Here is a 26,087-nt window from a genome sequence, read left to right as displayed (position 1 = left end):
CAAATCCTTTGAAAAAATTAAATACGTTTTAACAGCAACAAGTGACGCTGTTCATCCAAACGTGGAACTTTTAACTCAATAATTTTACAGCTAAATTGATCTTTAAAAGCTTCGACTTCTTCGCTTGGAATCAGCCCTTTCATAGAAGCAATAATGCTGTTGTCATGCATAAATGGAAGTGACGCATGAATAAAATCTGTTAATGAGGCAAAAGCACGGCTGGTAATGACATCAAATTTACCAAGCTCTTGAATGCTGTCTTCATTTTCGACACGTGTTTGTACTGCGACTACATTACTCAATTTTAAATCTGCAATAAATTGCTTTAAGAAGCGAATTTTCTTGCCATTTGAGTCAAGTAATACACATTGGCGTTCAGGCTGACACAAGGCAATAATCATACCCGGCATACCCCCACCTGTACCAATATCTAAAAGACGACCTGCAGGTAAATCTTTTAAAATACTAAGGCTATCTAGTAAATGCTTAACCAACATTTCTTTTGGATCACGAATCGCAGTCAAGTTATATGCTTTATTCCATAACACCAAAGCATCTTGGTATTTGAGTAATAAATTTAAAGCTTCATCGCTTAAGCTTAAACCTAAAGCCTGACTACCTTGCTTGAGTTCTTGAAAAAAAGTATGCATAACCAATTTACGTCTCGAAAATTTAGATGGAAGTATAACGATTTATCCTGCCTGTCACAGCAGGATGTGTCTAGCGAATATGCACTTAAACGTACATCCCTTCACGAATCTGGAGATTTAGTGCACTTAAACGCTCAGGAGTGCCTACATCTACCCAAACCGCCTGCATTTTTTCTGCAGCAATTTTTCCGTCGTGCATGGCCTGTTTTAAGAGTGGCGCCAATGGACGTTTACCCGCCTCTAGGCCATCGAACATCTTAGGATCAATCACAGCAACTCCACTATAAGTGAGTGCCTCTCCCGCATGTGCCTGCTCAAAGGTGTAAGCACGGCCAGCATCCAATGTAAAATCACCCTTTGGATGTTGCTCAGGATTTTCTACAAACACTAAATGTGCTAAATCATCATTTAGTTGCACATCTAAGAGTGATGCAAAATCAAATGTCGTCCACACATCGCCATTGACCAAAATAAATGGCTCTGTCCCTAGAAGTGCTAAGGCATTAATAATACCGCCCGCTGTTTCTAAACCTTCCAATTCACGTGTCCAACGTATATCGACACCAAATTGTGAACCATCGCCGAGAGCGCCTATCAATACATCCGCCAACCATGCCGAGTTAATTACAATTTCAGTCACACCAATAGATTTAAGTTTCTCGATATGCCAAACAATTAAAGGCTTACCCCCCACTTCCAACAATGGTTTCGGTTTATATAGCGTTAAAGGTCGCATGCGGTTGCCCAACCCAGCAGCTAAAATCATGGCTTTCATTATGCTTCAACCTCGTATTTGCCATATTTCTCTTCAAATTTTGGCAACACTTTAGCCTGAATAAACTGCATAAATGGTTGTAATTCTGCATACGGCTTACTTTCTTCGAGCAAATACCACATCACACGCGGTAAATCTTTTAAATAACCAGACTTACCATCACGCTCAAACAAGCGAACAAAAATACCCAAAATTTTAATATGGCGCTGAATTGCCATTAAATCTGCGTCTTTTTTAAATTGCTCAAAGTCACGACCTTCTTTTGCAGACACAGGAAGTAGATCATAAAATACTTTAAACCACGTATAGACACGCTCAGGATTCCATTGCACATAAGCATCTCGTGTAATCGAAATCAGATCGTAAGTATCTGCACCAATTACGGCATCTTGAAAATCAATGACACCTTGCTCTGACTCACCTTCCAATAACATCAGATTACGACTATGAAAATCACGATGCACAATAACTTGAGGCTGTGCTAAAGCAGCATTGGCTAAAATAGCAAAAGTTCGCTTAATTAAAGCACTTTCAGCTTCAGTTGGTTGGATCTTAAGTGAAGGAAGTAGCCAATCTGTAAGTAATTCCATTTCTGAAATGAGTTTTTCGTAAGCATACTCAGGGAAATGACCTTGACCCGCAATCGATTGTAATTGAATTAACTGTTTGAAACTTTGTGCATAATGCGCATCTACTGTTTCATCATTTAATTTTGTAGACAGCAATACATCACCAAAATCTTCCAACAATAAAAGACCTAAATCAAAGTCTTTCGCCACAATATGTGGTACACGTACACCATGTGCATCGAAAAATTCATCAATCGTCACAAAAGGCACACAATCTTCTTTTTCTGGAGGTGCATCCATGAGCATAAATGTTTTATTATTCAATTTGATTCGTGCATAACGACGAAAGCTAGCATCGCCTGCTAAAAAATGAGTTTCAAATTGATCTGAACCGAGTACAGATGTCATCCATGATTGTATCAATTGTTCACGTTGTGTATTCATTTGCGATTATTTCTAAAACAGGCTGAGTTTTTAAAGTGCTAAGTGTAGCCACTTATCAACTTTTTCTCTATGATGCGACAATAATTAATTGCAATTAAGCATACTTGGTTAATGAGACAAATGAAGCATCAGTTTAAATTTAATCCTTTAGCGACTGCGATCTTAACTCTACTTTGCGGTAGTTCCATCACGGGCTATGCCGCTGACCAGACTGCTTCGACTGTCACTAATGCAGAGCTTAAAAAAAGCATTACTGAAACCTACCCTGGCCAAAAGTTTTTTGAACAATACTATATAGATAAATCTGCGCCTGAAGCGCAGCAACGCCAAGGCCATCAACTGAGTTCAGCTTATTGCCAAGGTGCTTGGGTAACTCCAATTGCTTCAGACACAAAAGCAGCTTCTCCTGAAACTGCAACGTCTACAATTACTGCAGATTATGGTCATTTTGATCCAAACGGCGACTCAACTCTTGAAGGCAATGTCGTTATTGATCAAGAAGGCCGTCAAATTCGTGCTGATCAAATCAAAATTGATAAAACTAAAACCTATGCAAATGCTTCAGGCAATGTGCAAATGGCCCAATCTGGGCTACTGTCACAAAGTGACAATGTCGATTACAACCTCAAAACCCAACAAGGCGATTTAAATAACAGCCTTTATATTGCTGAGCAGCAACATGCTCACGGTCGTGCAGATAAAATTTCACGTACATCAACATCTACACTGGAATTGGATAACGCAACCTACACCACATGTCCACCAGATGAAAAGCCCACTTGGAAAATTCAAGCAGACCATATTAAGCTGAATCAAGAAACGGGTCGTGGTGAAACCAAAGGCACTAAACTTTATGTAAAAGACGTGCCAGTGATGGCCGTTCCATATTTCAACTTCCCAATTGATGAGCGTCGTACCACGGGTATTTTGACTCCAAGCTTTGGTTTTACCAATGATGGTGGTTTAGAGCTTGGTGTACCTGTTTATTTAAATTTAGCACCCAATTACGATGCCACTATTACACCTCGTTTCTTGGCAGACCGCGGTGCAATGCTTGAAGCTGAATTCCGTTACCTTACCCAAAACTTTGGACAAGGCTTAATTTCTGGGGGTGCATTACCATCAGATAGTGGCTACAACGATAAAGATCGAAAATTCTTACACGCTGAACACAATTGGCAAATTAACGACCAATTTAGTACGAACCTCGATTATAACTACGCCTCTGATAAAGACTATTTTGCAGATTTAAATAACAACCCAAACTCTAGAACCGACCTAAACTTACGTCGTGCTTGGGAACTGAACTACAAACACGGTATTCCTGGTTTAAAGGCTCAGCTTAAAGTCGAAGACTTCCAAACATTAGATAAAACCGTAAAAGACGAAGATCGCCCTTACGCGCGTTTACCGCAATTCTTGGTTAACTATAAAACGGGTAATCCACTCGGTTTACAATATGAGTTTAACCACGACACGGCTTACTTCAAAAAAGACATTAATGACTACAGCATTTATAACAATAATTTAAATTCGTTTGAGCCAAGCGGTACGCGTATTTATAACGACTTCTCTGTTCGTTACAACTATCGCACCCCTTTTGCATTTGTGATTCCTGAAGCAACTGTACGTAACGTCAACACCTTCTTTGATAAGAACACGATTGACTACTTACAAAGCAATGGTAACAACGCTGTACAAACCAACTCTTCAAATGAAACCAAATCTATTACCGTACCACAATTTACTTTAGATGCTGGCTTAATCTTTGAAAAGCAAGGTAAGTTCTTACAGACTTTGACACCGCGTGTGTTCTACGCATATTCACCATATCGCAATCAGGACTCACACCCAAACTTTGACTCTGCTACAGCCTCTGTAAGCTATGACCAATTATTTAGCCCATACCGCTTCTATGGTCATGACCGCTTAGAAGACAACAACTTCACATCATTAGGCTTAAGTTATAGCTTGTTTGATGATGTTGGCTTAGAACGCTTAAAAGCAAGTGTTGGTCAAAGCTTCTACTTTGAAGATCGTCGTGTCACACTCAACAACACCAGCGATGATTTTGATCGTGAACGACACACTGGCCCTGTTGTTAGCTTAACTAGCCAATTATCAGAGCGCTTTACCATCAATGCCAATAGTGCATGGATGGCAAACGGTGATAATGCCGAACGTGATATTCAAGCCTATTACACAAGTGATAAGGGTAGCCTATACAACCTAGGCTATTTTAACCGTCGTGCTATTCCAAACCGCCAAGATCACTACGATCAAGTAGTAGCGTCATTTATTCAACCTGTACACAATAACTGGCGTATTATTGGTCATGCACAATATGACTTAGACAACAGTGTTGCCCGTGAATATCTGCTTGGCGTGAACTATGAATCATGCTGTTGGGGTGTTTCTGTCTATGGTCGTTCATACTACAACGACTTAGATAACGTGAAAGATGACGGTGTTAACCCAAAACGTGCCATTATGGCTGAGTTCACCTTAAAAGGCTTAGGTGGCTTTAATAACAAACTTTCATCATTGCTTGAAAACCGTATTTTAGGTTTTAACAATATCAATCAAAATTGGACTGAACGTTAATGAAGACAACACAATTAAAACGCATTTTTAAAGCAACAACGCTCGCACTTTGTTTGAGTGCTGCAGTACCTGTTTTTGCTGCTGGCCAACCTAAAGATGAAGTTGTTGCTGTTGTCGATAATGGTGTGATTTTACGCAGTGACTTAGAGCAAAGCATTTCAGAACTCACACACCAATTACAGGCACAGAAAAAAACTGTTCCACCAGAACAATATTTACAACAACAAGCACTTGAACAGCTGATTGCGCGCCAAGCACAATTAGAACAGGTAAAGCGCTATAACATTAAACCAGATGAAAAAAGCCTTAATGAAGCTGTATTAAAGGTTGCTAAAGATTCAGGTTCTACTAGTCTTGAAGCTTTCCAACAAAAATTAGATGCCCTATCACCGAATACTTATGCAGGTCTACGCAATCGTATTGCAGAAGATTTAGCGATTAATCGCTTACGCCAACAAATTGTGACTTCACGTATTCACATTTCTGATTCGGACGTAAAAAACTTCTTAAACTCACCGCAAGGCCAAGCTGCCATTGGCAGTCAAGCGCATGTGTTACATGTTCGTATTTCTGGAACAGACCAAGCCGCTGTAGAAAAAACAGCAAATCTAGTGAAAGCCGAACTCAATAACTCCAATGATGTTAAAGCCATTAATCAAAAATTTAGTACCAATGGTGTTAAAGTTGAAGGCGCAGATATGGGTTTCCGTAGCTTATCAGACATCCCTGCTGAATTAGCTGCACGTGTGAGTACACTCCAAGAAGGCCAAACCACAGAACTGATTCCTGTACGTGATGGTACTCATGTCTTAAAGCTTATTGAACGCAAAGGCGCAGACCAAAAAGCGATTGTTTCACAATTTCAAACTCGCCACATTCTGATCCAACCTTCTGAAGTGGTTAGCCCTGAAGATGCTAAACAGCAAATTGATAGTATTTATACACGTTTAAAAAATGGGGAAGACTTTGCAGTTTTGGCAGGAACTTTCTCCAATGACCCTGGTTCTGCACGTGATGGCGGTAGCTTGGGCTGGGTAACGCCTGGTATGATGGTTCCAGAATTTGATGCAAAAATGCAATCTACGCCAAAAGGCCAAATTACTGAACCTTTCCAAACTCAATTTGGTTGGCATATTCTGCAAGTGACAGACACTCGCCAACAAGACATGACGAAAGAATACCAAGAACGCATGGCCCGCCAGATTCTTGGAGAACGTCAATTTGATGCTGAATTAGACAGCTGGTTACGTGAAACGCGTAACAATGCTTTTGTAGACATCAAAGATCCTTCTTTAGATCGTAAAAATAATCGCTCTTAATATTAGAGCAAAAAAAACCAGCACTCGATGCTGGTTTTTTTCTTAATTTTTAAAATTAAGTCATAAAAAAGCCTCTCAATTGAGAGGCTTTTTTATGAAGTATCAATTAACGATTATTTTCGTCTTCTTGAGAATCTTCAAATTTTGATTCGCCATCAAAGCCAGCAGATTGACCACCGAAGCCACCTTGACCACCGAAGCCACCTTGACCACCGAAGCCACCTTGACCGCCGAAGCCACCTTGACCGCCGAAGCCACCTTGACCACCGAAGCCACCTTGACCACCGAAGCTACCTTGACCACCGAAGCCACCTTGTTGACCGCCACCGAAGCCGCCTTGTTGACCGCCACCGAAGCCACCTTGTTGACCGCCAAAGCCAGCCGCGCCTTGAGCACCAGCAGGAGCACCAGCAGGACGTGGATTACGTGCAGGAACTACTGTAGAAATCGCATGTTTGTAAACCATTTGGCTTACAGTATTTTTTAATAAAACTACATATTGGTCAAAAGATTCAATATGACCTTGTAACTTAATACCGTTCACAAGGAAAATAGAAACAGGAATACGTTCCTTACGGAGAGAATTCAAGAACGGATCTTGTAAAGTTTGACCTTTAGACATGTTATAACTCCAAAAAATTTAAAAATCAGCGCAAAAACTACCTTTGATTTTTCAATTAAAAATTATAAAAAAGGTAGTACCCAAATTTTGCTTTATCCGTAACAGTTTCGCAAGTCTTCTTGAGCCTGCTTAATCGTTAAATATGTTGTAAATTTATGCGTTTCTTGCAAAGATCTTAACCATGTGTATTGACGTTTTGCAAGTTGTCGTGTTGCAAATAGAGCTCTATCCTCCATTTCTTTACGATTTACGATACTTTTATCACTATTTTTTAAAAATTCCATGGCTTGTCGATACCCGACTGAGCGCATCGAAGGTAAATCCTCGTTTAAATCGTATTTTTTCATGAGTTCTTCAACCTCATTTAAAAATCCGATATCCCACATAATCTCGAGACGTTTTTCTATTCTTTTATGCAACTCTATACGATCAGGTAGCAAAGCGTAATTATGAAAAGTGTATCGATATGGTAAGTTCTTCGGTTGTTCAGCTTGAAGCTGTGTAATTGGTTTACCTGTCAGCTTAAATACTTCGAGTGCGCGAATAATGCGTTGCTTATCACTCACCTTAAATCTCTGACCTGCCAATGGGTCAACCTGACACAAATGCGCATATACAGCATCCCAGCCATCTCGCTCACCCATCGCTTCAATTTCTGCACGAACTGCATAATCTGCACTTGGTAAATTACTCGATAAGCCTTCAAGCAATGCTTTGAAATACAACATGGTTCCACCCACTAATATTGGGGTTTTTCCACGTGTGTGCATATCATCAATCAGTGCAGATGCATCTTCAACAAAGCTTGCCGCTGAATACACTTCAAGTGGTGAAATAATATCAATCAAATGATGCGGGAATTGAGCCAATTCATCTTTTGTCGGCTTTGCCGTACCAATATCCATATCTTGGTAAACCAGCGCAGAATCGACGGAAATCAACTCAAAATCACCTTGCTCGTATAATTCGCATGCCAAAGCAGTTTTCCCGCTTGCAGTTGGTCCCATTAAATTGATGACCGGCAATTGATTTGACATGTAAAACTACTCTCCTCGAGCAAAAAGTTTATCAAGTTGAGCCAATGGAAAGGCACGCCATGTAGGACGGCCATGATTACATTGGCTGGCAAATTCGGTTTGCTCCATTTGGCGAAGCAAAGCATTCATTTCAGAAAGGCTGAGTATTCGATGTGCGCGTACTGCCCCATGACAAGCCATACCCGCTAAAATTTCATCGCGACGTTGCAATAAACCTTGCGCTTGATCAGTCGGATCTAAATCATTTAGCAATTCAGGTACTAAGGCTTCCAGATTTGCTTTATGTAAAATCGCAGGCACACCACGTACAATCACTTGCTCATCACCATATTGGTCGATTTCCAAGCCAAAACGAGCCAATTGATCTCTTAGATCATCAACTCGCATCGCTTGCATGCGACTAATATGAACAACTTTAGGAATTAATAGCTGCTGTGACATCCAAAATTCAGGCTTATCCCAAGCAGCTTTCATTTGTTGCAACACAATACGCTCATGCGCAGCATGCATATCAACAATAATCAAACCTTCAGTATTTTGCGCCAAAATATAAATACCATGTAGCTGTGCAATCGCAATACCCAATGGATGCTCATCTACTTTAGACGCAATATGTGCCTCTAAACTCATCTCTTGCGCTGTAGCACTTGATGTATCTTCAGTTGCTCGAAGTGGTGCCAAATAACTTTGCAAAGCGTTATTTAGCCGTACAGAGCCACCTAATTGTGCATTGTACTGATAAGCAGTCGCTGTCGCTTGTGTACCATCACGGCGCATTTCTGGTACAGTCCGATCAAACTGAAAGTTTCCATCATGTTGCGGCATTGTCGGCGTCAAAGTCTGAGCTTGCGTAGTGGCCTGCTTATGCAAGTCAAACTGCTCTTGATAACGTGGTTGAGGCGCATGCTGTACAATTGACTGTTCAATATCTTGCTTCATTGCAGAGGATAATTCTGCTGAAGCCGTTTGAAATTGAGCCAAGGTTTTTTTTGCAGAATGTCGCACAAACTCATGCACTTCGCGTTGGTTTAAAAAACGAATTTCATGTTTGGTTGGATGAACATTGACATCAATATTTTCAGGGTCAACTTCTAAAAAGAGCAAATAGGCCGCATGTTGATGCCCATGCAAAATTCCCTCATAAGCCATACGCAAAGCATGAGAAATTGTCTTATCTTTCACAATACGGCCATTCACATAGACATATTGTAAATCTGCCTGCGCTCGCGCATCAGATGGATGGCCTAACCAACCACTCAAACGCATACTGATGCTGTCCGCATCCATCCAATATGCATTTTCAGTAAACTGACGCCCTAAGAGCTGTTGAACTCGCTGAAACCGTAGTTCACCACTATCAGCTATCGGTAAATTCAGCTTAATGCTGTTGTTATGTTCAAGTACAAAACGAATATCAAAATGGGTCAGTGCTAGACGACGCACGATTTCTTCAATATGACCAAATTCAGTACCGGGTTTCTTTAAAAATTTACGTCGTGCAGGAACATTAAAAAATAAATCTTGTACCCGAATGTGTGTGCCCCGTGGCGCTGCTACTGCTTGAATTTGTTGGTGATCAAATGCCGTACCATTTACCTCTACCTGATAACCGACCCCTTCATCCGTCTGACTACTGGTTAAGGTTAAGCGAGATACAGCTGCAATCGAAGCTAAGGCTTCTCCACGAAAGCCAAGACTGACAATTGCCTGCAAATCTTCAGCTGACTGAATTTTACTGGTTGCATGACGCATCACAGCTAAAGGTAAATCTTCAGGGTGAATGCCACGGCCGTTGTCTATAATTTCAATGAGTGTACTGCCACCCTGCTCAACCCGAACAATCAGTTCTGTGGTTCCTGCATCAATGGCATTTTCCAGTAATTCTTTGACCACAGATGAAGGGCGTTCAATCACTTCACCTGCTGCAATTTGGTTAGCTAATGCAGGCTCAAGTGTGCGAATACGGCGTACACTCAATTCACTCATGAAAAACGGTTCTCTAAAGCTGTTTTTAAACTGTCTGAAGCAAAGCTTAAAGTCGCATAGCGCGTTAGCTCATCTTCAGACTTTTCAATATTAATCAACAATTCTGGCGCAGGAATTTCATCACCACCTTTCGATGGCCATTCAAACAAAAATAACGCATTTGGGGTTTCGAGATAATCGCGAATACCCATCAGTTCTAATTCATAAGGATCATTTAAACGATACAAGTCAAAATGAAAAATATCTTGCCCTTGGATATTATAGGGTTCAACCAAGGTATAAGTTGGGCTTTTTACCGCACCTTGATGTCCCAAAGCTTGCATAAAATAACGTGTTAAGGTTGTTTTTCCTGCACCGAGGTCACCAATTAAATGTATAACACCTGAGTTAAAATGCTGTGCCAAAACTTGTGCTAAGTTCTGTGTATCTTCTTCATTGTTTAAAACCAAATTAAATGAATACTGCATAATACTCACGACACCAATATAAAGATTGATTATGATAGCATTGCATGGCTTTAAAAGCCTATTTTCGCCTATCAGTTTGTGTATTTTTTCACGGCTTAACGCTCTCATCATCTCCTATTGAATATGCCCATGCTTCTTTCTAATTTCATACCACCTATGATTAATGGCGTAAGTGCCAGTAAAGTGTTTTTAAAAGCTTTACAGCCACAACCACAGAGCATTTACCAATACTTGTGCCTTGAATTTCCACATATTGAGGCGCAAGAATGGTTACAACGTTTTCAAGATGGGCTGATCTTTGATGCGCAAGGGCAAAAACTCAATGCAAATAGTCCCTTTCAGCCAAATAGCCACGTGTTTTACTATCGGTTTTTAACACATGAAATTCATGTGCCTTTTAAACACCATATTATTTTTGAAAATGAACACTTTATTGCCGTAGACAAACCCCACTTTCTCACTATTAGTCCCACAGGACAATATGTACAAGAAACGCTTTTGGTTCGCTTAAAGAAACAAACTAGCATTGAGCATCTCACGCCAATTCATCGTCTTGACCGTGAAACTGCAGGGATTGTTTTATTTTCAAAGTGCATTGAAAGTCGCGGTATCTATCAGCAGTTATTTGCCGATCGTAAAGTGCAAAAAACCTATCATGCGATTGCACCCTATCTACCCACTTTAAAACTGCCACTTACGCTTCGTTTAAGAATGGAAAAAGGTGAGCCATTTTATACCATGCGTCAAATAGAAGGCGTAGCCAATAGTGAAACAGAAATTCAACTCTTAGAGCATAATCAGCAGTGGGCAAAATACCTACTCAAACCGCATACTGGTAAACAACATCAACTCCGTTTACACCTTAGCCACTTGGGTATTCCGATTCAAAATGACCCATTTTATCCGCAAGTCAAGCACAAAGCTGATCATGACTTTAGCGCACCACTACAATTACTTGCCAAGCATATTAAGTTTATCGACCCTTTATCTAAACAGCAGATCTCTTTAAGCTCCACATTTGACCTCACACTGTCATCTTAATGTCATTACAAATAATTCATATTTTTATGAGTTGAAGGATTGAATTTGGCGTGTAATAGATTAAAATAAATGCGAAAAGTTAAGTATTTAAAAGCTTTCTAAAATTATGAGAAAAACTGAAGTCTACCAAATCCGCTTGGATTCCCAAGAAAAGAAGCAAGCATTTGCGGTATTTAAACAACTGGGGATTACACCAGCTCAAGCTGTGCGTCTGTTTTTCAAGCAAGTTGTACTTACAAAATCTATCCCCTTTTCGATTGAAAATCAAAACATCAATCTTGAACAATTAATTCGTTTACGCAAACTGAAGCAACAAGATGTGAAATCATCTGTGGCAGCAACAGATGCAGACAATATGATGACTTCAAGCGATATAGATTTAGATGATGAGCATTTAGATATCTTTGAGGAACTCAATGCCATTTTGGGCGAAGGTGACAAAACTTAACACTGTCGTATTTTTAAACAATTTAAAAATCACAGTTTTTTAATTATTCGTTATGCTTCATGCAACCCTCTAATTTTAAGCATGGAGTAAAGCATGATTGTAAGACGCGCTGTAGAATCAGATTTAAAGCAACTTGCAATATTATTTGATGAATATCGCCAGTTTTATGGTGCTTCTTCCAATTTAGACCTTTCTTTTCAGTTTTTAAAACAACGCTTTGCTAATCAAGAAAGTGTGATCTTCATTCATATTAAAGATGATCTATTTACGGGCTTTGTCTTACTGTATTTAGGTTTTTCTTCTGTTGCTTGTTCTCGTTATTATCTCTTAGATGATGTTTATGTCCGACCTGCCTTTAGGCGTCAAGGCTCTGCCAAACAACTGATTGATACTGCAATCTTATTTGCACGCCATGAAAATGCGCAGCGTATTAGCTTAGAAACACAAAAGAATAATTTTCAATCGCATGCATTATATGAGTCTATGGGTTTTGTAAAAGATGAAGAATTTCAAACCTACCATTGTTTTTTAAAATAAGCCCCAAATAGTTATCTTTGTAAATTCAGCGATCTTTGTATTTAAACAAAATCATGCAACAACAGCATCTATCAATCGCATGCGTAGTTCCAATCCACGCATGCACAACATATCAGTCAATTTAACTTTAAAAAGCTATTCAGCGCGTTGCTTTGCTAATTCAATTTGCGCCTCAGTTAAATAAACCCACTCACCTTCTGCTAAGTGATTTAACTGTTCCAAGCCCAATTGTCCAATCTGCGCCCGATGTAATTGCTCTACCTTATTCCCTACAGCCGCAACCATGCGTTTCACTTGATGATACACACCTTGATGCACAGTAAAACGTAGTTGCTTCTCTGCTAAGCGTATAGCTTCTGTAGCAGCAAATATACCGCTTTCATTGCGTAGCTCTACACCCAGCTCAAGCTGTTGTAGCTGCGCGTCTGTTACATCATCGGCCGTATACATTTCATAAACTTTTGGCACATGCTTTTTAGGATGCGTTAAAGCCTGCAAAAACTGACCGTCGTCCGTTAACAATAACAAGCCTGTTGTGTCTTGATCTAAACGACCCACACACTGTAAACCTCGATTCATTAGCGCATCATCAAAAAACTCAAACACACTAAAATGATGGGTCGCCTGATGTGAACATTCATAGCCTTTAGGCTTATGTAGGGCGATATAAACTTTTTCTCGATAAACATAGTTTTGACCATAAACTTGAAACGCTAACTGATCCAAATTTACTTTATATTTGAGATTATCAATCAACTCACCATGAATTTGAACAGCACCGCTTTTAATTAACTGTTGGCAATATTTACGTGAACCAAAGCCCTGTGACTGCAACATTTTTTCCAACAACATAAAAGCACATCTCAAATAAATCGCCTGATATTCTAAAGGATCATGATCTGAAACCCAACTCAAAACAATGCAGCGGAAAATCGACCTGAGCCACGATCAGTATAAATATGCTTTATACTCTACTTGTCAATGCAAATCTTATATCTCCCGTGATGACCCTTTCCAACCTTGATTTAAACCTTATTGTCCTAATTGTTTTATTGGCGTGTGGTGTCTTTAGTCATAACACTGCTGTAACCATTGCAGCAGCTGTGCTCATTGTGTTTCGTATTACGCCTTTAAGTGAATACTTTCCTTTGCTGCAACAGCATGGTTTAAATATTGGCATCATCATCCTGACCATTGGTGTACTCACACCAATCGCCAGTGGCAAAATACCTGGCGATGAAATTTTGAAATCCTTTTTCAATTGGAAATCCTTATTTGCCATCGCTATTGGTGTATTTGTGGCTTGGTTAGGTGGTCGTGGTGTACAACTGATGAGTAATCAACCTAATATTGTTGCTGGATTACTGATTGGTACAGTTGCTGGGGTTGCTTTATTAAGAGGTGTACCTGTAGGACCATTAATTGCTGCAGGTATTTTGTCACTCATTATTGGGCTTGGCCAATAACACAGCTTGATCAGCTTCGCCCTAAAAAGATCAAATGGCAAAAAAGTTATTCTTCTATAATTAAAAGTTGTATGTACTTTCACACATCTTAGTTATAGCAAAAGCCAACAGAGTTAATGTGTTGGCTTTGAATGCCTCCCAACCAAAGCTCCCCCCAAAAACTTAAGCAGAAGTTTTGGGCTGAATTGCAAATAAGCGCTGTGTAAGCACAATACCCAGAATAGACAGAACACTCATGAGCACACCGACCCACAACCAAGTTCCAGTGCTAGACACCAATAATGCGATACTTGGCGGTAATAAAAATTGAGACAGTGCAGAACATTGTAAAATCATCCCCACAGTAGTGCTAATAGCCATAGGACTTGGGGAAAAATGTAGGGCTTGTGCAAAGATACTTCCCGCTACCAAGCCACCAAATAATGAAAAGCCAAAAACCAGTACGTATTGCAGCATAAAAGGCAAACTGTCTTTTGCTGTATAAAAAAGTAGTGCACAAGCAATTAATACAACAAATCCCAAAATGACCAGCAGCTTCGCCTGCAAGCCTCGTTGTAACAGTAACCCACAGATAAAAGTACCTACGGCATTTGCGATAGATACACTTGCCGTAAGCAATCCAGCCAAAGTAGGTGCAATATGATTTTGCTCATAAATCGTCGGTAAAAAGCCCACCAAAGCAAACCATTGCCCTGCATAAGTTCCAAATATCAACGCGAGTAACCATGCTGGCTGATGCTGCAATGTAAGTTTAATTAAAGATTTTAGCGGTACAGCTTGTGAAGAAGGCGTTGTATTTGGAATAAACCATGCAATACCAATTAAAAAGCTCAATGTAATGAATGCATAACTAAACCAAACCACAGACCATGACCAACTTTGAATCAACATAGGTGCAGTAATTAAAGCAATGCCTACTCCTCCGCCCATATAAGCCGCCCATAAGCCCATTTTGGCCGGTAAACTCTGTATAGGTGCCAACTCGCGAATAAGCGCTGGCCCACTCAAGGTAACCAGTAAAAAGCCAAAACCTTCTATAATTCGCATGCTAAATAAAGACAGTACCGACTGCGTGAGTCCGGCACAGATACTGGCTAAAGTGAGTAAACTGAGCCCCAACAACACACAACGCTTTAAACCTAACTTTGATACATAACTACCAATCAGCAGCGCAAAGCACATCCCTGCACATTGTATACAGGACAATAGTAAACCCGACTGCACCAAACTTAAGCCTAGCTCAGCCTGTAAAATAGGGATAGCAGCGGGTAATTTACCAATATGCATCGCAGCGGCAAAACCAGCACCAATGATGAGTAAATCCTTTGCAAACCATTGTACTTTTGCTGACATTTAATAAAATCTTTTACTTGAATAAGGCAGTAACATAACAAATATAAGATTTAATTAATATCGTCGAAAAATATAAATTAATATCTATTTACGATAATTTAAGCCAAAAAAATTAGATTTTAGTAAATAATTTATTAATTACTCTCATTTTGTATCATTCAAACTTATTCAATTAGATCAAAGCATACACCTGACTTTGCATCACTTTTCCATCTTCCAAATATACGGTCACAGCTTGGCGATGATATTCCACGCCTTCAAACTCATCCAAATATTCCCAGTGATCCTCTAAATGCTCAGATATAAATACATAGCCCTGAACAGGATTTCCATCATCTTTCAAACGAATTCCAGGACTACCTAAAGCCGCACCCCAACCGCTATTTTCTAAGTTCCCCAATATATAGCCTTTAAACCATGTGCCACCAATTCGCTCCATCACATGTGCATTCGGCTCACCGAGGCGTAAAGTGCCGTATACAAATAAACTTTGCATATTGTGTATTTCCAATTTCATTGTCTCTGTACTTTAACGTTCAAATTTAAAAGCCACTTATTTCAACCCAAAGCGGAGGAAATAAATGGCTTTATTTATGAATCAAAATATTAATTCAATCTATATTTAGATTAACTATTCAACAAATAACAAGGCCAAACGCACTTGGTCATAACCCATACGCGGGCTGGTCTGTTCCACAATCGGACGTAATTTAATGCTACCGTCATCATTAAAATGTTCGGCATCTTTACGCTTCATTAAGCGTTTATAAATTTTACGGACTTGTTCCACTGCTTCTTCACCCGGATGAGCAACAGAAATATCGAGCGCCTGTTCTTTTTGCAAGCGAGCCAAGTGATTAATAATTGTCGCTGGAGTTAAACCACGCTCTTGTGCAATATCTGCTATGTCATAGCCATCTTCAAACAATGCTCGTGTTTCATCCAAAGTAGCTGAACCATAACTTTGTTTCGCACCATTTTTGGCGATTTTCTTTTCATTACGCTCAATTTCATATTCATTTAATGTGCCACCACAGTGACGAATAAATGCTTTATGTTGCGGGGTTAAATCAATATCAGCAAATTGATTTTCTGCTTCTGCAGAAAGCTCTTGAAAACGTCGATCTGCTTTAATAGCCAAACTATCTAACTCAAGTGCTTGCTCATTAAAACCTAATAATCTTAAGCCTTGTAAGGTTTTTAAACGCGACAAGGCAACATAGCCTTGGCCTTTTTCAAAAGTATGACTGAGATTAATCTCAGCAGCTTCTAAAGTCATACCTTGTGATTTATGAATGGTAATTGCCCATGCCAAACGCAGCGGAATTTGCTGAAAACTGGCAATGGTTTTGCCTTCGTCATTGTCAACTGACCATGTTTCAGGCTCCACAATTAAAGTCGTACCATCTGTAAGTTTAACTTTAGGCAATACACCGTATTCATCGTCTTCTTCAAAGCCAATTACTTCACCCAAACTGCCATTGATATAGCCCACATCAAAATTGTTTTTTACAAACATGACTTTGGCATTTTTCTTTAAATTGAGTGTTTCTGGCGCACGTACAGATGATTTTAGCGTTTCGATGAGCTTTTCATTGCCATCACACTGCGCATCAAACTGCTTTGCTTCCTGCTCAATTTCATTTAAATGTTTGAAGTTAATACTGTCCACATCCATATTGTGGGTATATAAACGTGTAAAGGTATCGCCAATATCTTGTGTGCGTGTTTGTTTTAATGCTTCTAAGTGTGCAGGACCAATCGTTTGCGCACGAATTGCATTTAAAATATCATTTAAATAGTCATTGCCTTGACGGTGTTGCTCAGTCAAATAACACACGCGAAATTTGGCTTCGACCCAAGCCTCAGACATAAAGCAAAACTTATCGCGATTGCGTTCTTCATTACGGCCTACAGGTGGCAACTGGAAAAAGTCACCAGCCGCAATGACTTGAATCCCACCAAAGGCTTCATCACTTTCTTTAAAAAACTTCAGGACTTTATTCACCAAGTTGAGTTGCTTGGCATGTAGCATCGAGATTTCATCAATAATCAATACTTGGGCATTTTCTAAATGCTCTTTTAAATATTTACGTTCTTTTAAGCGTTTGAGTTCATCTTCAGAAATCGCATCTTTAATGCCTATGCCCGCCCAAGTATGAATCGTCATGCCATTCATGTGTGTGGCTGCAATACCTGTAGATGCTGTAATCGCAACCGTCACCTTGCGCGCTTTTAGATAATTAATATATTGATTTAAGGTATATGTTTTACCCGCACCTGCCGAGCCTGTTAAAAATACGTTTTCACCAGCTTTTAATAACTTGAGTGCGGTTTCCTGATTCATAAGACCTATACCATTAAAGAACCGCTATAGCCTACCGACTTTTACCTCAAAAGTTAAGCTTCATCCGCCAGAGTCTGTCGCGTATTGAATCGTACTTTGCTTGAATCAAATGGATTGTTGATTTCGTAGATTCAGAAACTCAATAAAACGACAGGCAATCATTGTTGCTGTTACTTGAGCTTTTTTATTATGAGCATGTTCCAACTGATCAAAAATCAAGACTTCATTTTGTAATACGCAACCTAAAGTCATCGGTGCGAGCGTTGAATCGAGTGGCATCACATGAAAAGCCACATATTCACCTTCTATAATCCGATGTGCATAACTGGCGGCCAAACAATGCCGAAATACTTTAGACTCTTGAATAATGCGGTCTATAGATGTCAACTCTTCAATCAACCATTGTTCAAACTGTATTTGCGGCGAATGACTCCACGCACTCCATGATGCTTTTAAGCAGTCTTTTTTGAGCTTGGTCATAATTTCTTCTTTTTGAATTTCATCATGCCAAACAATCGCCTGCTGATATAAGCCAAACCATGTCACATTCTTGGCAATGACTTTATTTTCTGCAAAATATGCTGTGAGGTAATCACGGACATAAGCATCAAATAACGACTCCCGGGATTGCTCATGAACTAAATAGAAACGCTGACGAAAATCATCCAATTGAATACGGTGACGTCTTAAGGTACTGTGAAAATTTCTATTTTGCTGAGTTTCTGGGCGTATAAACGCAATCAACTCGGTTGCCAAAGGCTGGGTAATCTTGGCCAAATGCTGTAAATACGCCTGCATCACTCGACTGAGTGAGGCATAAACTCGTTTTTCAAGTGTTTGGTCTTCACGTGCAATACAACGAACCAAGGCCATCCACTCATCTAAATACAAAATAGAATGGCTTATTGCAATACGATGATCATCCATCGCCTGTTGCGTGCCTTGTAAAACGGCATGGGTATTGTTCGGATGGTCAAACCACTGTTCCTGATTTGCAAACTCATAACACCGACTAATAAACATGCGAGCGGCAGCATATTGAAAGTACTGCAACGTCGCTAAAATAATTTGAGGATGTTGCTGACTACAATCAATAAAGCTTATGGCCGTCATGGCTACACGTACACTGCTATGCTGGATATTTTCACTAACCCAATCGATCACTTCACTTGATTGACGGTACAACCAATTGACAGTGCGCATACCATCGAAGAGTGGTAGCTTCGCCGCTTTTTTTTGCCAAATTCGTGTATTAGCCTGTACAAAATGTTGCTTAGATAAAATATCTGGCTGTTGCCATACTTCATGGTGCATCAGGCGTAAAAAAACCAACATTTTAGGTTGCTCAAGCGCATGCCGATATAGCAGTTCAATATCCGCTCGATGTTCCTGTAAATCATTTAAATTAAAGCGTTCTACAAAGTTTAAAGACATAATTCGATACAAAGGTGCATCTAAAAACTGCGTCGCGGTATAGCCAAACTCATAAAAGCTTCCCATCAAATTCTGCACAGGCAAGAATTCTGTCTCCATTAATAGATCAAAGCAAAACATCGTTTTAAATTGTTCGATCACTGCTTTTGGAATAGCGACACCTTTACGGCGAAAATTTTGCAAAATGGGCGTTTTGTAATACTTGGCTTTTATCATTAAATGATCAGTGATTTCAGCTTGTACTTGCGTAATTTGCTGTAAAAAAGCTTCTGCCCGCTGTTCAACCCCACAGCACTGATAAATATATTCAAGTAGTAACTGTTTAAGTTTTTGCGCCTTGCTTCTGAGCAAAAGCGAATGCTGTGGCTTACGATCACCCGTTAAAAAGTAAATTTCATGTAAAAAGAACTCCTCCAACGCTTCGGCATGTGGTTGCCCAGCAACAAAATGCATGTCAAATAAAGTTGGTGAGCTTAGACAGCTCAAACTTGTATAACGTTCTGGCGTATGAAAATGAATGGAAAACAATTGATTCGCCAAAACAATACGTTGCTTTGCAGGTTCAATTTTGAACATGTTTTGCGAAGTAATGTTTCCGGCCAATTCAATTTGATCAATATACAGGCGATTTAAACCCTGTGAAATACGTAGTAACTGTTTCGCAATCGCCACCAAAGAAGTGGTAACGTCTTTTTGATCCATCCCCCACTCCTTATTGATTCATACATTTTATTTATTTCTTCAATATAGGAAATATTCGCTCTTTGCTCCAGTCTTTTCTATAGCCTGAGCGAATTTATGGCTTATGTGAAATACACTTTAGCACTACGCTACCTTTATACAGCATAGTCAAACTCAAGCGTTTTTACAGTATAATTTAATGCGCAAAAAGATCGTGTTGTTGCTCACGATATTGTTTTAAATCAGATATTCCCTGATAAATCTGTTGCTGTATGTGCTCACGAAATGCTTTCAACTCCTCCACATCTTGAATCTGCATCAGACTTTGACGGGGCATAAATTGAAAATAAAATGGTAATCGCTTTGGAATTAAACTTTTAGGTAAAGATGGAATGACCTCTCCATGCCTTAACAATTTCGCTAATCTTGGGACTTTGAGCAAGGTTTGAAAAAATTTAGTATTCACTACTGTTGAAGCATCTACACCAATTTCATAAGCTTCATCACCACCTAAGGCAGCAAAAGGTACAATATCATAACTAAACTCTTGCGCCAGTTTTAGAAAGCCGTAACGCTCTTTCCAAATCAGCTGATAAGCTTCGCCTTTACGTTTCAGCAGCTCACGCCCACCACCTGGGAAAACTAAGATGGAATAGCCTTGTTGCATCACGCTACGGACGTATTCTTGTACACCGTCCACCGCACCAAACTTTTTGACAATCTCACGCCAAACAGGCAAATAAAAATGGCTATGGTCAGCAATACTAACCACAGCCACTTTATGTTCATTGTACAGGTAGTCGATAATCATCGGTGCATCAAGCACACCATACATCGTATGATTACCCACATACATTGCAGGTATAGATGCATCAATATATTCTGCGCCTAAAAAAGTTGGCTGAAAATATTGCTTGGAGATCGAACTAATTCGCCCAATCCATTTTGCATCATGTTGTACCTGCACCTGTGTACCTTTTACATATCTACTGTTCAGTCTATAAAGACCTAAAATCAGGATTTATGCAACGTGTTTTTGTACGAGGATTGAACCTACTGAATAACCCGCACCAAACGAACACAATACGCCATATTCACCGTCATCCACTTGGTCTGCAGTACGGTGTAAAGCAATAATGACACCTGCTGATGACGTATTTGCAAACTCATCCAAAATAATTGGTACTAAATCTGCTTTTGCATTTTCTTTACCTACCACCAATTTCAGAATTAATTCATTCATACTGGCATTGGCTTGATGTAACCAAAAACGCTTCACATTTGCGGGTTCAATTTCATTTTTCTCTAATTGCTTTGAAATCATTTTCGCAACTAAAGGACAAACTTCTTTAAACACTTTACGTCCGTCTTGGCGGAAACGCTTATCATCAGTATCCGTCGTTTCACTTGGATTTAAGAAACCAAAGTTATTGCGAATATTGTTTGAGAACTGGGTAAACAAATTAATGTCGAGCACTTCAAAACCAGTTTTGCTTGTTGTTTCTTCAATAATTGATGCAGTTGCAACATCACCAAAGATAAAGTGACAATCACGCGAACGGAAATCTGTATGACCCGACGTAATTTCAACGTTAACCAACAATACGCGACGAGCACCAGCTTTAATCGCATCATAAGCTTGCTTAATACCGAAAGTCGCTGCTGAGCAAGCCACATTCATGTCGTATGCATAGCCTTGAATACCCAGCGCAGTTTGAATTTCAATCGCTACTGCTGGATATGCACGTTGCAAATTAGAGCAAGATAAAATCACCACATCGATGTCTTCTGCAGTAACACCTGCATTTTCCATCGCTTGTTTAGCAGCAGTCACGCCCCATTCTGCTTGAATAGATAATTCATCATTTGAACGTTCACGCAACAATGGACGTAAACGCTTTGGATCTAAAATACCTGTTTTCTCTGCAACATAACGACGCTTTACGCCTGACGCTTTTTCAATAAATTCTGCGCTCGAACCACGACGAGCCTCTAGCTCACCTGCTGCAATTTTTTCAGCATTGTCTTGGTTATACTGTTCCACATAAGCATTGAGACCTTCTACCAGCTCTTCATTGGTAATAATGTCTTCTGGATGATATAAACCCGTACCTGTAATGCGGATGCCCATGTAAAACTCCTTTTTGAAATTGCCACTATCTTAACTGATTCCAAGTTTTTCCCATAGTTTTTGCAACCGGGTTGGAGAAATTGGCATCTTTGTTTTCATTGGTTGTGAAAATAAAGAAATGCGTAATTCCTCGACCATGAAATACAATTCTTTTAGTCGAGCATCGTTTTTAAACTTAAATAATTTTTCCATCCATGGGTCAACTTGATCAATGGCAGAATTGTCCCTTTGCAGATTATTTGCTAAGCGATCTAAACGCAACACCAAGGCCTTTAAATAACGCGGAAATTCTTGCCAAACATCGGTTGGTTTCACATAAACAAAATCTGATAAATTCATCAAATCTAGCTGATCTTCAATATCATCAATATTTTTTCCAAAGATAGAATCATCTAAAACCAGCAGTTTGCGACGGATATCCTGCCATTGAATAAAAATTTCACTTAATGTGGCCAAGACCTGCTGACCATGAGTTAAGAAAGATTTCTTTACATTTAAAACCAAGTTTTGATACTCCTGCTCATTGACAGGAAGCTCATTTATTGCAACTTGTAGTGTGGCATAAACTAACATTTGCTCTAATTTTGCTTTATCACCCAATGGCGAATATGCCAAAGCTAAAGGTTTTGAAATCTGTTTTTTTAACTGACGAACTACATCACCCAATTGCATATACACCAAACGAATCACACCTTCACGATGCTTTCGCACGGCTTCTGCTTGGTCATTAAAGGTTTGTATCACAACACCCGATTCATCTTTTTGCTCTAGGCTCGCAAAAGGTTTTACAGAAACCAAGGCCTGATATTGCTTAACCACCACCCCTGTCACTTTTTGTGAAGCTTCAAATACAAAAGACTCTGGGAAGCTTTTGAATTCACCTTTTAATTGTTTGACTGGGCTATGGGTTTCTGTGCGGCAACGTGCTTTTAACTCACTTAAATCACGACCTTGTTCAACCATTCGGCCTTTTTCATCAATGACTTTAATCAGTGGTTGTAAATATTGCTCAATACGATCAAATGAAAAATCTTTTTCTGTGATTTGATCCCCACGCAGTTGATAAGCCAAAAAGCTAAAAATATGCTGATTCAAATGTACAGCATCAAGTCTTGCCATCAACTTTTTCGCGGTGTCTGGGATGGGTACCAAGCCACGGCGTTTATCTTTAGGTAAAGACTTTAATAACGCTTCGATCAGGTCCTCACGCCAACCTGGAATTCCCCAAGACCAAATTCCTTCGTCTACTTGTGGCAAGGCCTGTAGTGGAATTTTAACCGTTGCACCATCTTCATCATGACTTGGGTCAAAATGATAGGTAGCCGCCAATCTCAGCTCACCATTACGCAAATAATCTGGGAATTGTTGCGTTGTTGGGCGGTCATTCAGCCAAAGTGCATCATCTTCAATAAATAAATAACGCGGTTGCTGTTGTTCAACAGTAGCACGCCAATCCTCAAAACTACGTCGGCTTGCAACTTCAGCTGACACTTTAGATGCATAAAATTGATAAATTGTTTCTTCATCCACCACCAAATCACGACGACGCAATTTATCTTCTACACGCTCTACTTCTTCAAGTTTAAGTAAATTGTGCTTTAAGAATGGTGGGATTACACCTAAATTCCCTGTGGTTAATGCATCACGCAGGAAGATTTCATGTGCCGCAGGTTGATCGACTTTTTCATAATTAATTTGTCGCTTCGGCTCAATAATCAAACCAAATAACGAAATTTGATCATAAGCATTTACCACACCTGCTTTTTTCGACCAGTGTGGTTCAAAATAATGATGCTTTAACAAATCACGCGCAGCCAACAAAATCCACTCGGGTTCAATTTTGGCCAAAGTACGCAAATACACCTGAGAGGTTTCAACCATTTCAAAAGCCATCACCCAAGGTGTATTGGTTTTATGTAAGGTAGAGGCTGGAAATACACGCGCTTTTTGCTGACGTACCGCCATGAATACATTTCGTTCATCTGTTTTGTTGGCAATAAACGACAGCAAACCCGTTAATAAAGCACGATGTAAATTTTCATAGCTGGCTTTCTTTTCGTTAAATGACAGCTTTAAACCTTTAGCTAAGTCAACCAACTGCTCATGCGTCTTTTTCCATTCACGTAAACGCAACCAACTTAAAAAGTGAGTACGGGCAAATGAGCGTCGTTTATTTTCACTCATGCTTTCGCGGTTATCGTTTAGCGTGTCCCATAATTTGGTATAAAACAAAAAGTCGGAATCGGCCTCGCGGAACAAAGCATGTTTTTGGTCTGCTTGCATTTGTTTATCGGCAGGACGTTCACGTGGATCTTGCACAGCTAAAGCAGCCACAATCACCAACACTTCATTTAACACACCAAAATGAGCACCACCTAAAATCATACGTGCCAAACGTGGGTCTATCGGCATTTTTGCCATTTGCTGACCAATTTTGGTTAATGAGTCACCCTTGGCATGAGCATGCTTGCCTTGCTGAGCATTAGACTTATCTGCCATTGCGCCAAGCTCAATTAAAAGCTTACGACCATCATTGACTAAACGGTGATCTGGCGGCTCAATAAAATCAAAATCTTCTAATGAACCCAAGCCTAAACTTTGCATTTGCAAAATTACAGAAGCCAAATTTGTACGTTTAATTTCAGGTTCTGTAAATTCTGGACGGCTCTGAAAATCTTCTTCCGAATACAAACGAATACACACACCCGGTGCAATACGACCACAGCGACCTTTACGCTGATTAGCCGCTGCTTGTGATACCGCTTCAATTGGTAGACGTTGAATGCGTGAGCGATAGTTATAACGTGAAATACGAGCAAAACCACTGTCAATCACATAACGAATATTCGGAACAGTTAACGCTGTTTCTGCAACGTTGGTGGCAATAATAATGCGTCGACCACCCCCAGTAGGGTTAAAGATTTTTTGTTGCTCGGCTAAAGCCAAACGTGCATACAGTGGTAAAACCTCCGTATGACGTGGGCCATGTTTGATTAACGTTTCTTGTAATTCACGAATTTCTTGTTCAGTGCTGGCAAAAATCAAAATATCAGCATGCTCTGGATGGCCTTTCGTTTGCGCATCCTGAAAACATTCTTCTACTGCTGACACCACAGCACGGGGCAGATTTTCTTCAAAATCATCAAATTCGTCGTCATCACTGCCCACAATACTCAGTTCTGAAATAGGGCGATAGCGCAGTTCGACAGGAAAACTACGGCCTTCGACTTCAAAAATAGGCGCATTGTTAAAATACTGACTAAAGCGGTTCACATCTAATGTTGCAGACGTAATAATCACTTTTAAGTCTTTACGACGTGGCAATAATTGCTTGAGATAACCCATGATGAAGTCAATATTGAGCGAACGCTCATGTGCTTCATCAATGATAATCGTATCGTATTTGGTGAGAAAGCGGTCATTGGCCAACTCTGCCAATAAAATACCATCCGTCATTAAGCGTACAAGAGAATCTTGCGAACCTTGTTCATTAAAACGAACTTTAAAAGAAATTGCCTCACCCAGTTTTTGCCCAACTTCTTCTGCAATACGTTGTGAGACACTACGTGCAGCCAATCGGCGTGGTTGCGTATGGCCAATCATGCCCGTCAAACCACGGCCAGCAAGCATTGCAATTTGAGGTAACTGTGTGGTTTTACCCGAACCTGTTTCACCAGCAACAATAATCACTTGATTGCTTTGAATTGCATCAATCAATTTGTCTGCATATTGAGTTACAGGCAAATCTTGATTCAACTTGATGTTTGGAATGCTTTCCACACGCTCAAGTACTTTGAGATGTGATTTCTCAAATAATTCTTGATATTGCTTTTCATTGGCGTCTTTGCCTTTGCGCAATCGATTTAAACGGTGAAGATCACGTGCCATCACCATATTTTCTACATTTAAACCTTTTGCAACCAAGTGAACGCCCTACAACTATCTGAAAACGCCCTATTCTACTCGTTTTCAAATAGATTCCCAATCTCCTGATGTCCCGTTTCAAACATTCAAATACACTTTAGCGCCAAACATCACAATTCAAACCGCTCTATACCGCTCAGCTCTACTTTTTAGTGCATACGATTTAAAAATTTGCTTGTGTCTGCTTTTACGAAATGTCATGCCCAAATTTGAGTCCAATAAAAAATAAAGATGACTTTTTTAAAATCTACC

21 protein-coding genes are annotated in these 26,087 nt (G+C 39.8%); 6 read left to right on the top strand and 15 right to left on the bottom strand.

Annotated features, from left to right (window positions below; all coding sequences use genetic code 11):
• Positions 1–17: 17 nt before the first annotated feature.
• The 3 genes from rsmG to C9E88_RS06680 form a co-directional block, all read right to left on the bottom strand.
• Positions 18–650 (bottom strand): 16S rRNA (guanine(527)-N(7))-methyltransferase RsmG, encoded by a 633-nt coding sequence (gene rsmG / locus C9E88_RS06690; RefSeq protein WP_106985815.1) that lies wholly within the window; start codon positions 648–650, stop codon positions 18–20.
• An 85-nt stretch (positions 651–735) separates the two neighbouring features.
• A complete protein-coding gene (murU, locus tag C9E88_RS06685) occupies positions 736–1,425 on the bottom strand; it encodes an N-acetylmuramate alpha-1-phosphate uridylyltransferase MurU (protein ID WP_106985816.1) in 690 nt (229 codons plus the stop codon).
• Positions 1,425–2,438, bottom strand: coding sequence for an aminoglycoside phosphotransferase family protein (locus C9E88_RS06680; RefSeq protein ID WP_106985817.1), 1,014 nt, complete (start codon positions 2,436–2,438; stop codon positions 1,425–1,427). The genes murU and C9E88_RS06680 overlap by 1 nt, the downstream gene beginning before the upstream one ends.
• Positions 2,439–2,558: 120 nt before the next feature.
• Here C9E88_RS06680 and C9E88_RS06675 point away from each other — a divergent pair, with 120 nt between their 5' ends.
• Positions 2,559–5,042: an LPS-assembly protein LptD gene (locus tag C9E88_RS06675; RefSeq protein ID WP_106985837.1), complete on the top strand. Its 2,484-nt coding sequence runs from the start codon at positions 2,559–2,561 to the stop codon at positions 5,040–5,042.
• Positions 5,042–6,361 (top strand): peptidylprolyl isomerase, encoded by a 1,320-nt coding sequence (locus C9E88_RS06670; RefSeq protein ID WP_106985818.1) that lies wholly within the window; start codon positions 5,042–5,044, stop codon positions 6,359–6,361. Before C9E88_RS06675 ends, C9E88_RS06670 begins: the two co-directional genes overlap by 1 nt.
• Positions 6,362–6,467: 106 nt before the next feature.
• Here the strand turns inward: C9E88_RS06670 and hfq are convergent, their stop codons facing one another.
• The 4 genes from hfq to tsaE form a co-directional block, all read right to left on the bottom strand.
• On the bottom strand, positions 6,468–6,983 hold the full coding sequence (gene hfq, locus C9E88_RS06665; protein ID WP_106985819.1) for an RNA chaperone Hfq: 516 nt from the start codon (positions 6,981–6,983) through the stop codon (positions 6,468–6,470).
• Positions 6,984–7,075: 92 nt separating this feature from the next.
• Complete coding sequence (gene miaA / locus C9E88_RS06660; protein WP_106985820.1) at positions 7,076–8,020, bottom strand: tRNA (adenosine(37)-N6)-dimethylallyltransferase MiaA; 945 nt, start codon at positions 8,018–8,020, stop codon at positions 7,076–7,078.
• Between the two features lie 6 nt (positions 8,021–8,026).
• Positions 8,027–10,006, bottom strand: coding sequence for a DNA mismatch repair endonuclease MutL (mutL, locus tag C9E88_RS06655; RefSeq protein ID WP_106985821.1), 1,980 nt, complete (start codon positions 10,004–10,006; stop codon positions 8,027–8,029).
• Complete coding sequence (gene tsaE / locus C9E88_RS06650) at positions 10,003–10,473, bottom strand: tRNA (adenosine(37)-N6)-threonylcarbamoyltransferase complex ATPase subunit type 1 TsaE (protein WP_106985822.1); 471 nt, start codon at positions 10,471–10,473, stop codon at positions 10,003–10,005. Before tsaE ends, mutL begins: the two co-directional genes overlap by 4 nt.
• Positions 10,474–10,602: 129 nt before the next feature.
• Between tsaE and C9E88_RS06645 the strand changes: the two genes are divergently transcribed.
• The 3 genes from C9E88_RS06645 to C9E88_RS06635 all read left to right on the top strand — a co-directional run bounded on the left by C9E88_RS06645 (position 10,603) and on the right by C9E88_RS06635 (position 12,499).
• The gene (locus C9E88_RS06645; protein ID WP_227865891.1) at positions 10,603–11,514 is read left to right on the top strand and encodes a pseudouridine synthase; all 912 of its coding nucleotides are present in this window, start codon (positions 10,603–10,605) and stop codon (positions 11,512–11,514) included.
• Positions 11,515–11,620: 106 nt separating this feature from the next.
• Positions 11,621–11,962 (top strand): type II toxin-antitoxin system RelB/DinJ family antitoxin, encoded by a 342-nt coding sequence (locus tag C9E88_RS06640; protein WP_106985824.1) that lies wholly within the window; start codon positions 11,621–11,623, stop codon positions 11,960–11,962.
• Between the two features lie 93 nt (positions 11,963–12,055).
• Positions 12,056–12,499 (top strand): GNAT family N-acetyltransferase, encoded by a 444-nt coding sequence (locus tag C9E88_RS06635; RefSeq protein ID WP_106985825.1) that lies wholly within the window; start codon positions 12,056–12,058, stop codon positions 12,497–12,499.
• Positions 12,500–12,634: 135 nt separating this feature from the next.
• On the opposite strand, the gene C9E88_RS06630 is transcribed toward C9E88_RS06635, so the two are convergent.
• A complete protein-coding gene (locus C9E88_RS06630) occupies positions 12,635–13,351 on the bottom strand; it encodes a pseudouridine synthase (RefSeq protein WP_106985826.1) in 717 nt (238 codons plus the stop codon).
• Positions 13,352–13,503: 152 nt separating this feature from the next.
• Between C9E88_RS06630 and C9E88_RS06625 the strand changes: the two genes are divergently transcribed.
• Complete coding sequence (locus tag C9E88_RS06625) at positions 13,504–13,965, top strand: DUF441 domain-containing protein (RefSeq protein WP_106985827.1); 462 nt, start codon at positions 13,504–13,506, stop codon at positions 13,963–13,965.
• Between the two features lie 162 nt (positions 13,966–14,127).
• Here C9E88_RS06625 and C9E88_RS06620 read toward each other — a convergent pair whose 3' ends face one another.
• The 7 genes from C9E88_RS06620 to hrpA all read right to left on the bottom strand — a co-directional run bounded on the left by C9E88_RS06620 (position 14,128) and on the right by hrpA (position 25,805).
• Complete coding sequence (locus C9E88_RS06620) at positions 14,128–15,318, bottom strand: MFS transporter (protein WP_106985828.1); 1,191 nt, start codon at positions 15,316–15,318, stop codon at positions 14,128–14,130.
• Between the two features lie 172 nt (positions 15,319–15,490).
• The gene (locus C9E88_RS06615; protein ID WP_106985829.1) at positions 15,491–15,814 is read right to left on the bottom strand and encodes a gamma-glutamylcyclotransferase family protein; all 324 of its coding nucleotides are present in this window, start codon (positions 15,812–15,814) and stop codon (positions 15,491–15,493) included.
• A gap of 135 nt (positions 15,815–15,949) precedes the next feature.
• On the bottom strand, positions 15,950–17,665 hold the full coding sequence (locus C9E88_RS06610) for an AAA family ATPase (protein ID WP_106985830.1): 1,716 nt from the start codon (positions 17,663–17,665) through the stop codon (positions 15,950–15,952).
• Positions 17,666–17,770: 105 nt separating this feature from the next.
• Positions 17,771–19,801, bottom strand: coding sequence for a hypothetical protein (locus C9E88_RS06605; RefSeq protein ID WP_106985831.1), 2,031 nt, complete (start codon positions 19,799–19,801; stop codon positions 17,771–17,773).
• 175 nt (positions 19,802–19,976) lie between these two features.
• The gene (locus C9E88_RS06600; protein ID WP_106985832.1) at positions 19,977–20,747 is read right to left on the bottom strand and encodes a 1-acyl-sn-glycerol-3-phosphate acyltransferase; all 771 of its coding nucleotides are present in this window, start codon (positions 20,745–20,747) and stop codon (positions 19,977–19,979) included.
• Between the two features lie 54 nt (positions 20,748–20,801).
• Positions 20,802–21,911: a beta-ketoacyl-ACP synthase III gene (locus tag C9E88_RS06595; protein ID WP_106985833.1), complete on the bottom strand. Its 1,110-nt coding sequence runs from the start codon at positions 21,909–21,911 to the stop codon at positions 20,802–20,804.
• 30 nt (positions 21,912–21,941) lie between these two features.
• Entirely contained in the window at positions 21,942–25,805 is a 3,864-nt protein-coding gene (hrpA, locus tag C9E88_RS06590; protein WP_106985838.1) for an ATP-dependent RNA helicase HrpA, read from the bottom strand.
• Between the last annotated feature and the right edge of the window lie 282 nt (positions 25,806–26,087).

The organism is Acinetobacter cumulans, from assembly GCF_003024525.3.
GTDB lineage: Bacteria > Pseudomonadota > Gammaproteobacteria > Pseudomonadales > Moraxellaceae > Acinetobacter > Acinetobacter cumulans.
This window is presented reverse-complemented; position numbering and strand designations above follow the sequence as displayed.

Coding starts and splice junctions, on each gene's coding strand:
- rsmG (WP_106985815.1), bottom strand. CDS start 650: ATGCATACTTTTTTTCAAGAACTCAAGCAAGGTAGTCAGGCTTTAGGT.
- murU (WP_106985816.1), bottom strand. CDS start 1,425: ATGAAAGCCATGATTTTAGCTGCTGGGTTGGGCAACCGCATGCGACCT.
- C9E88_RS06680 (WP_106985817.1), bottom strand. CDS start 2,438: ATGAATACACAACGTGAACAATTGATACAATCATGGATGACATCTGTA.
- C9E88_RS06675 (WP_106985837.1), top strand. CDS start 2,559: ATGAAGCATCAGTTTAAATTTAATCCTTTAGCGACTGCGATCTTAACT.
- C9E88_RS06670 (WP_106985818.1), top strand. CDS start 5,042: ATGAAGACAACACAATTAAAACGCATTTTTAAAGCAACAACGCTCGCA.
- hfq (WP_106985819.1), bottom strand. CDS start 6,983: ATGTCTAAAGGTCAAACTTTACAAGATCCGTTCTTGAATTCTCTCCGT.
- miaA (WP_106985820.1), bottom strand. CDS start 8,020: ATGTCAAATCAATTGCCGGTCATCAATTTAATGGGACCAACTGCAAGC.
- mutL (WP_106985821.1), bottom strand. CDS start 10,006: ATGAGTGAATTGAGTGTACGCCGTATTCGCACACTTGAGCCTGCATTA.
- tsaE (WP_106985822.1), bottom strand. CDS start 10,473: ATGCAGTATTCATTTAATTTGGTTTTAAACAATGAAGAAGATACACAG.
- C9E88_RS06645 (WP_227865891.1), top strand. CDS start 10,603: ATGCTTCTTTCTAATTTCATACCACCTATGATTAATGGCGTAAGTGCC.
- C9E88_RS06640 (WP_106985824.1), top strand. CDS start 11,621: ATGAGAAAAACTGAAGTCTACCAAATCCGCTTGGATTCCCAAGAAAAG.
- C9E88_RS06635 (WP_106985825.1), top strand. CDS start 12,056: ATGATTGTAAGACGCGCTGTAGAATCAGATTTAAAGCAACTTGCAATA.
- C9E88_RS06630 (WP_106985826.1), bottom strand. CDS start 13,351: ATGTTGTTGGAAAAAATGTTGCAGTCACAGGGCTTTGGTTCACGTAAA.
- C9E88_RS06625 (WP_106985827.1), top strand. CDS start 13,504: ATGACCCTTTCCAACCTTGATTTAAACCTTATTGTCCTAATTGTTTTA.
- C9E88_RS06620 (WP_106985828.1), bottom strand. CDS start 15,318: ATGTCAGCAAAAGTACAATGGTTTGCAAAGGATTTACTCATCATTGGT.
- C9E88_RS06615 (WP_106985829.1), bottom strand. CDS start 15,814: ATGCAAAGTTTATTTGTATACGGCACTTTACGCCTCGGTGAGCCGAAT.
- C9E88_RS06610 (WP_106985830.1), bottom strand. CDS start 17,665: ATGAATCAGGAAACCGCACTCAAGTTATTAAAAGCTGGTGAAAACGTA.
- C9E88_RS06605 (WP_106985831.1), bottom strand. CDS start 19,801: ATGGATCAAAAAGACGTTACCACTTCTTTGGTGGCGATTGCGAAACAG.
- C9E88_RS06595 (WP_106985833.1), bottom strand. CDS start 21,911: ATGGGCATCCGCATTACAGGTACGGGTTTATATCATCCAGAAGACATT.
- hrpA (WP_106985838.1), bottom strand. CDS start 25,805: ATGGTGATGGCACGTGATCTTCACCGTTTAAATCGATTGCGCAAAGGC.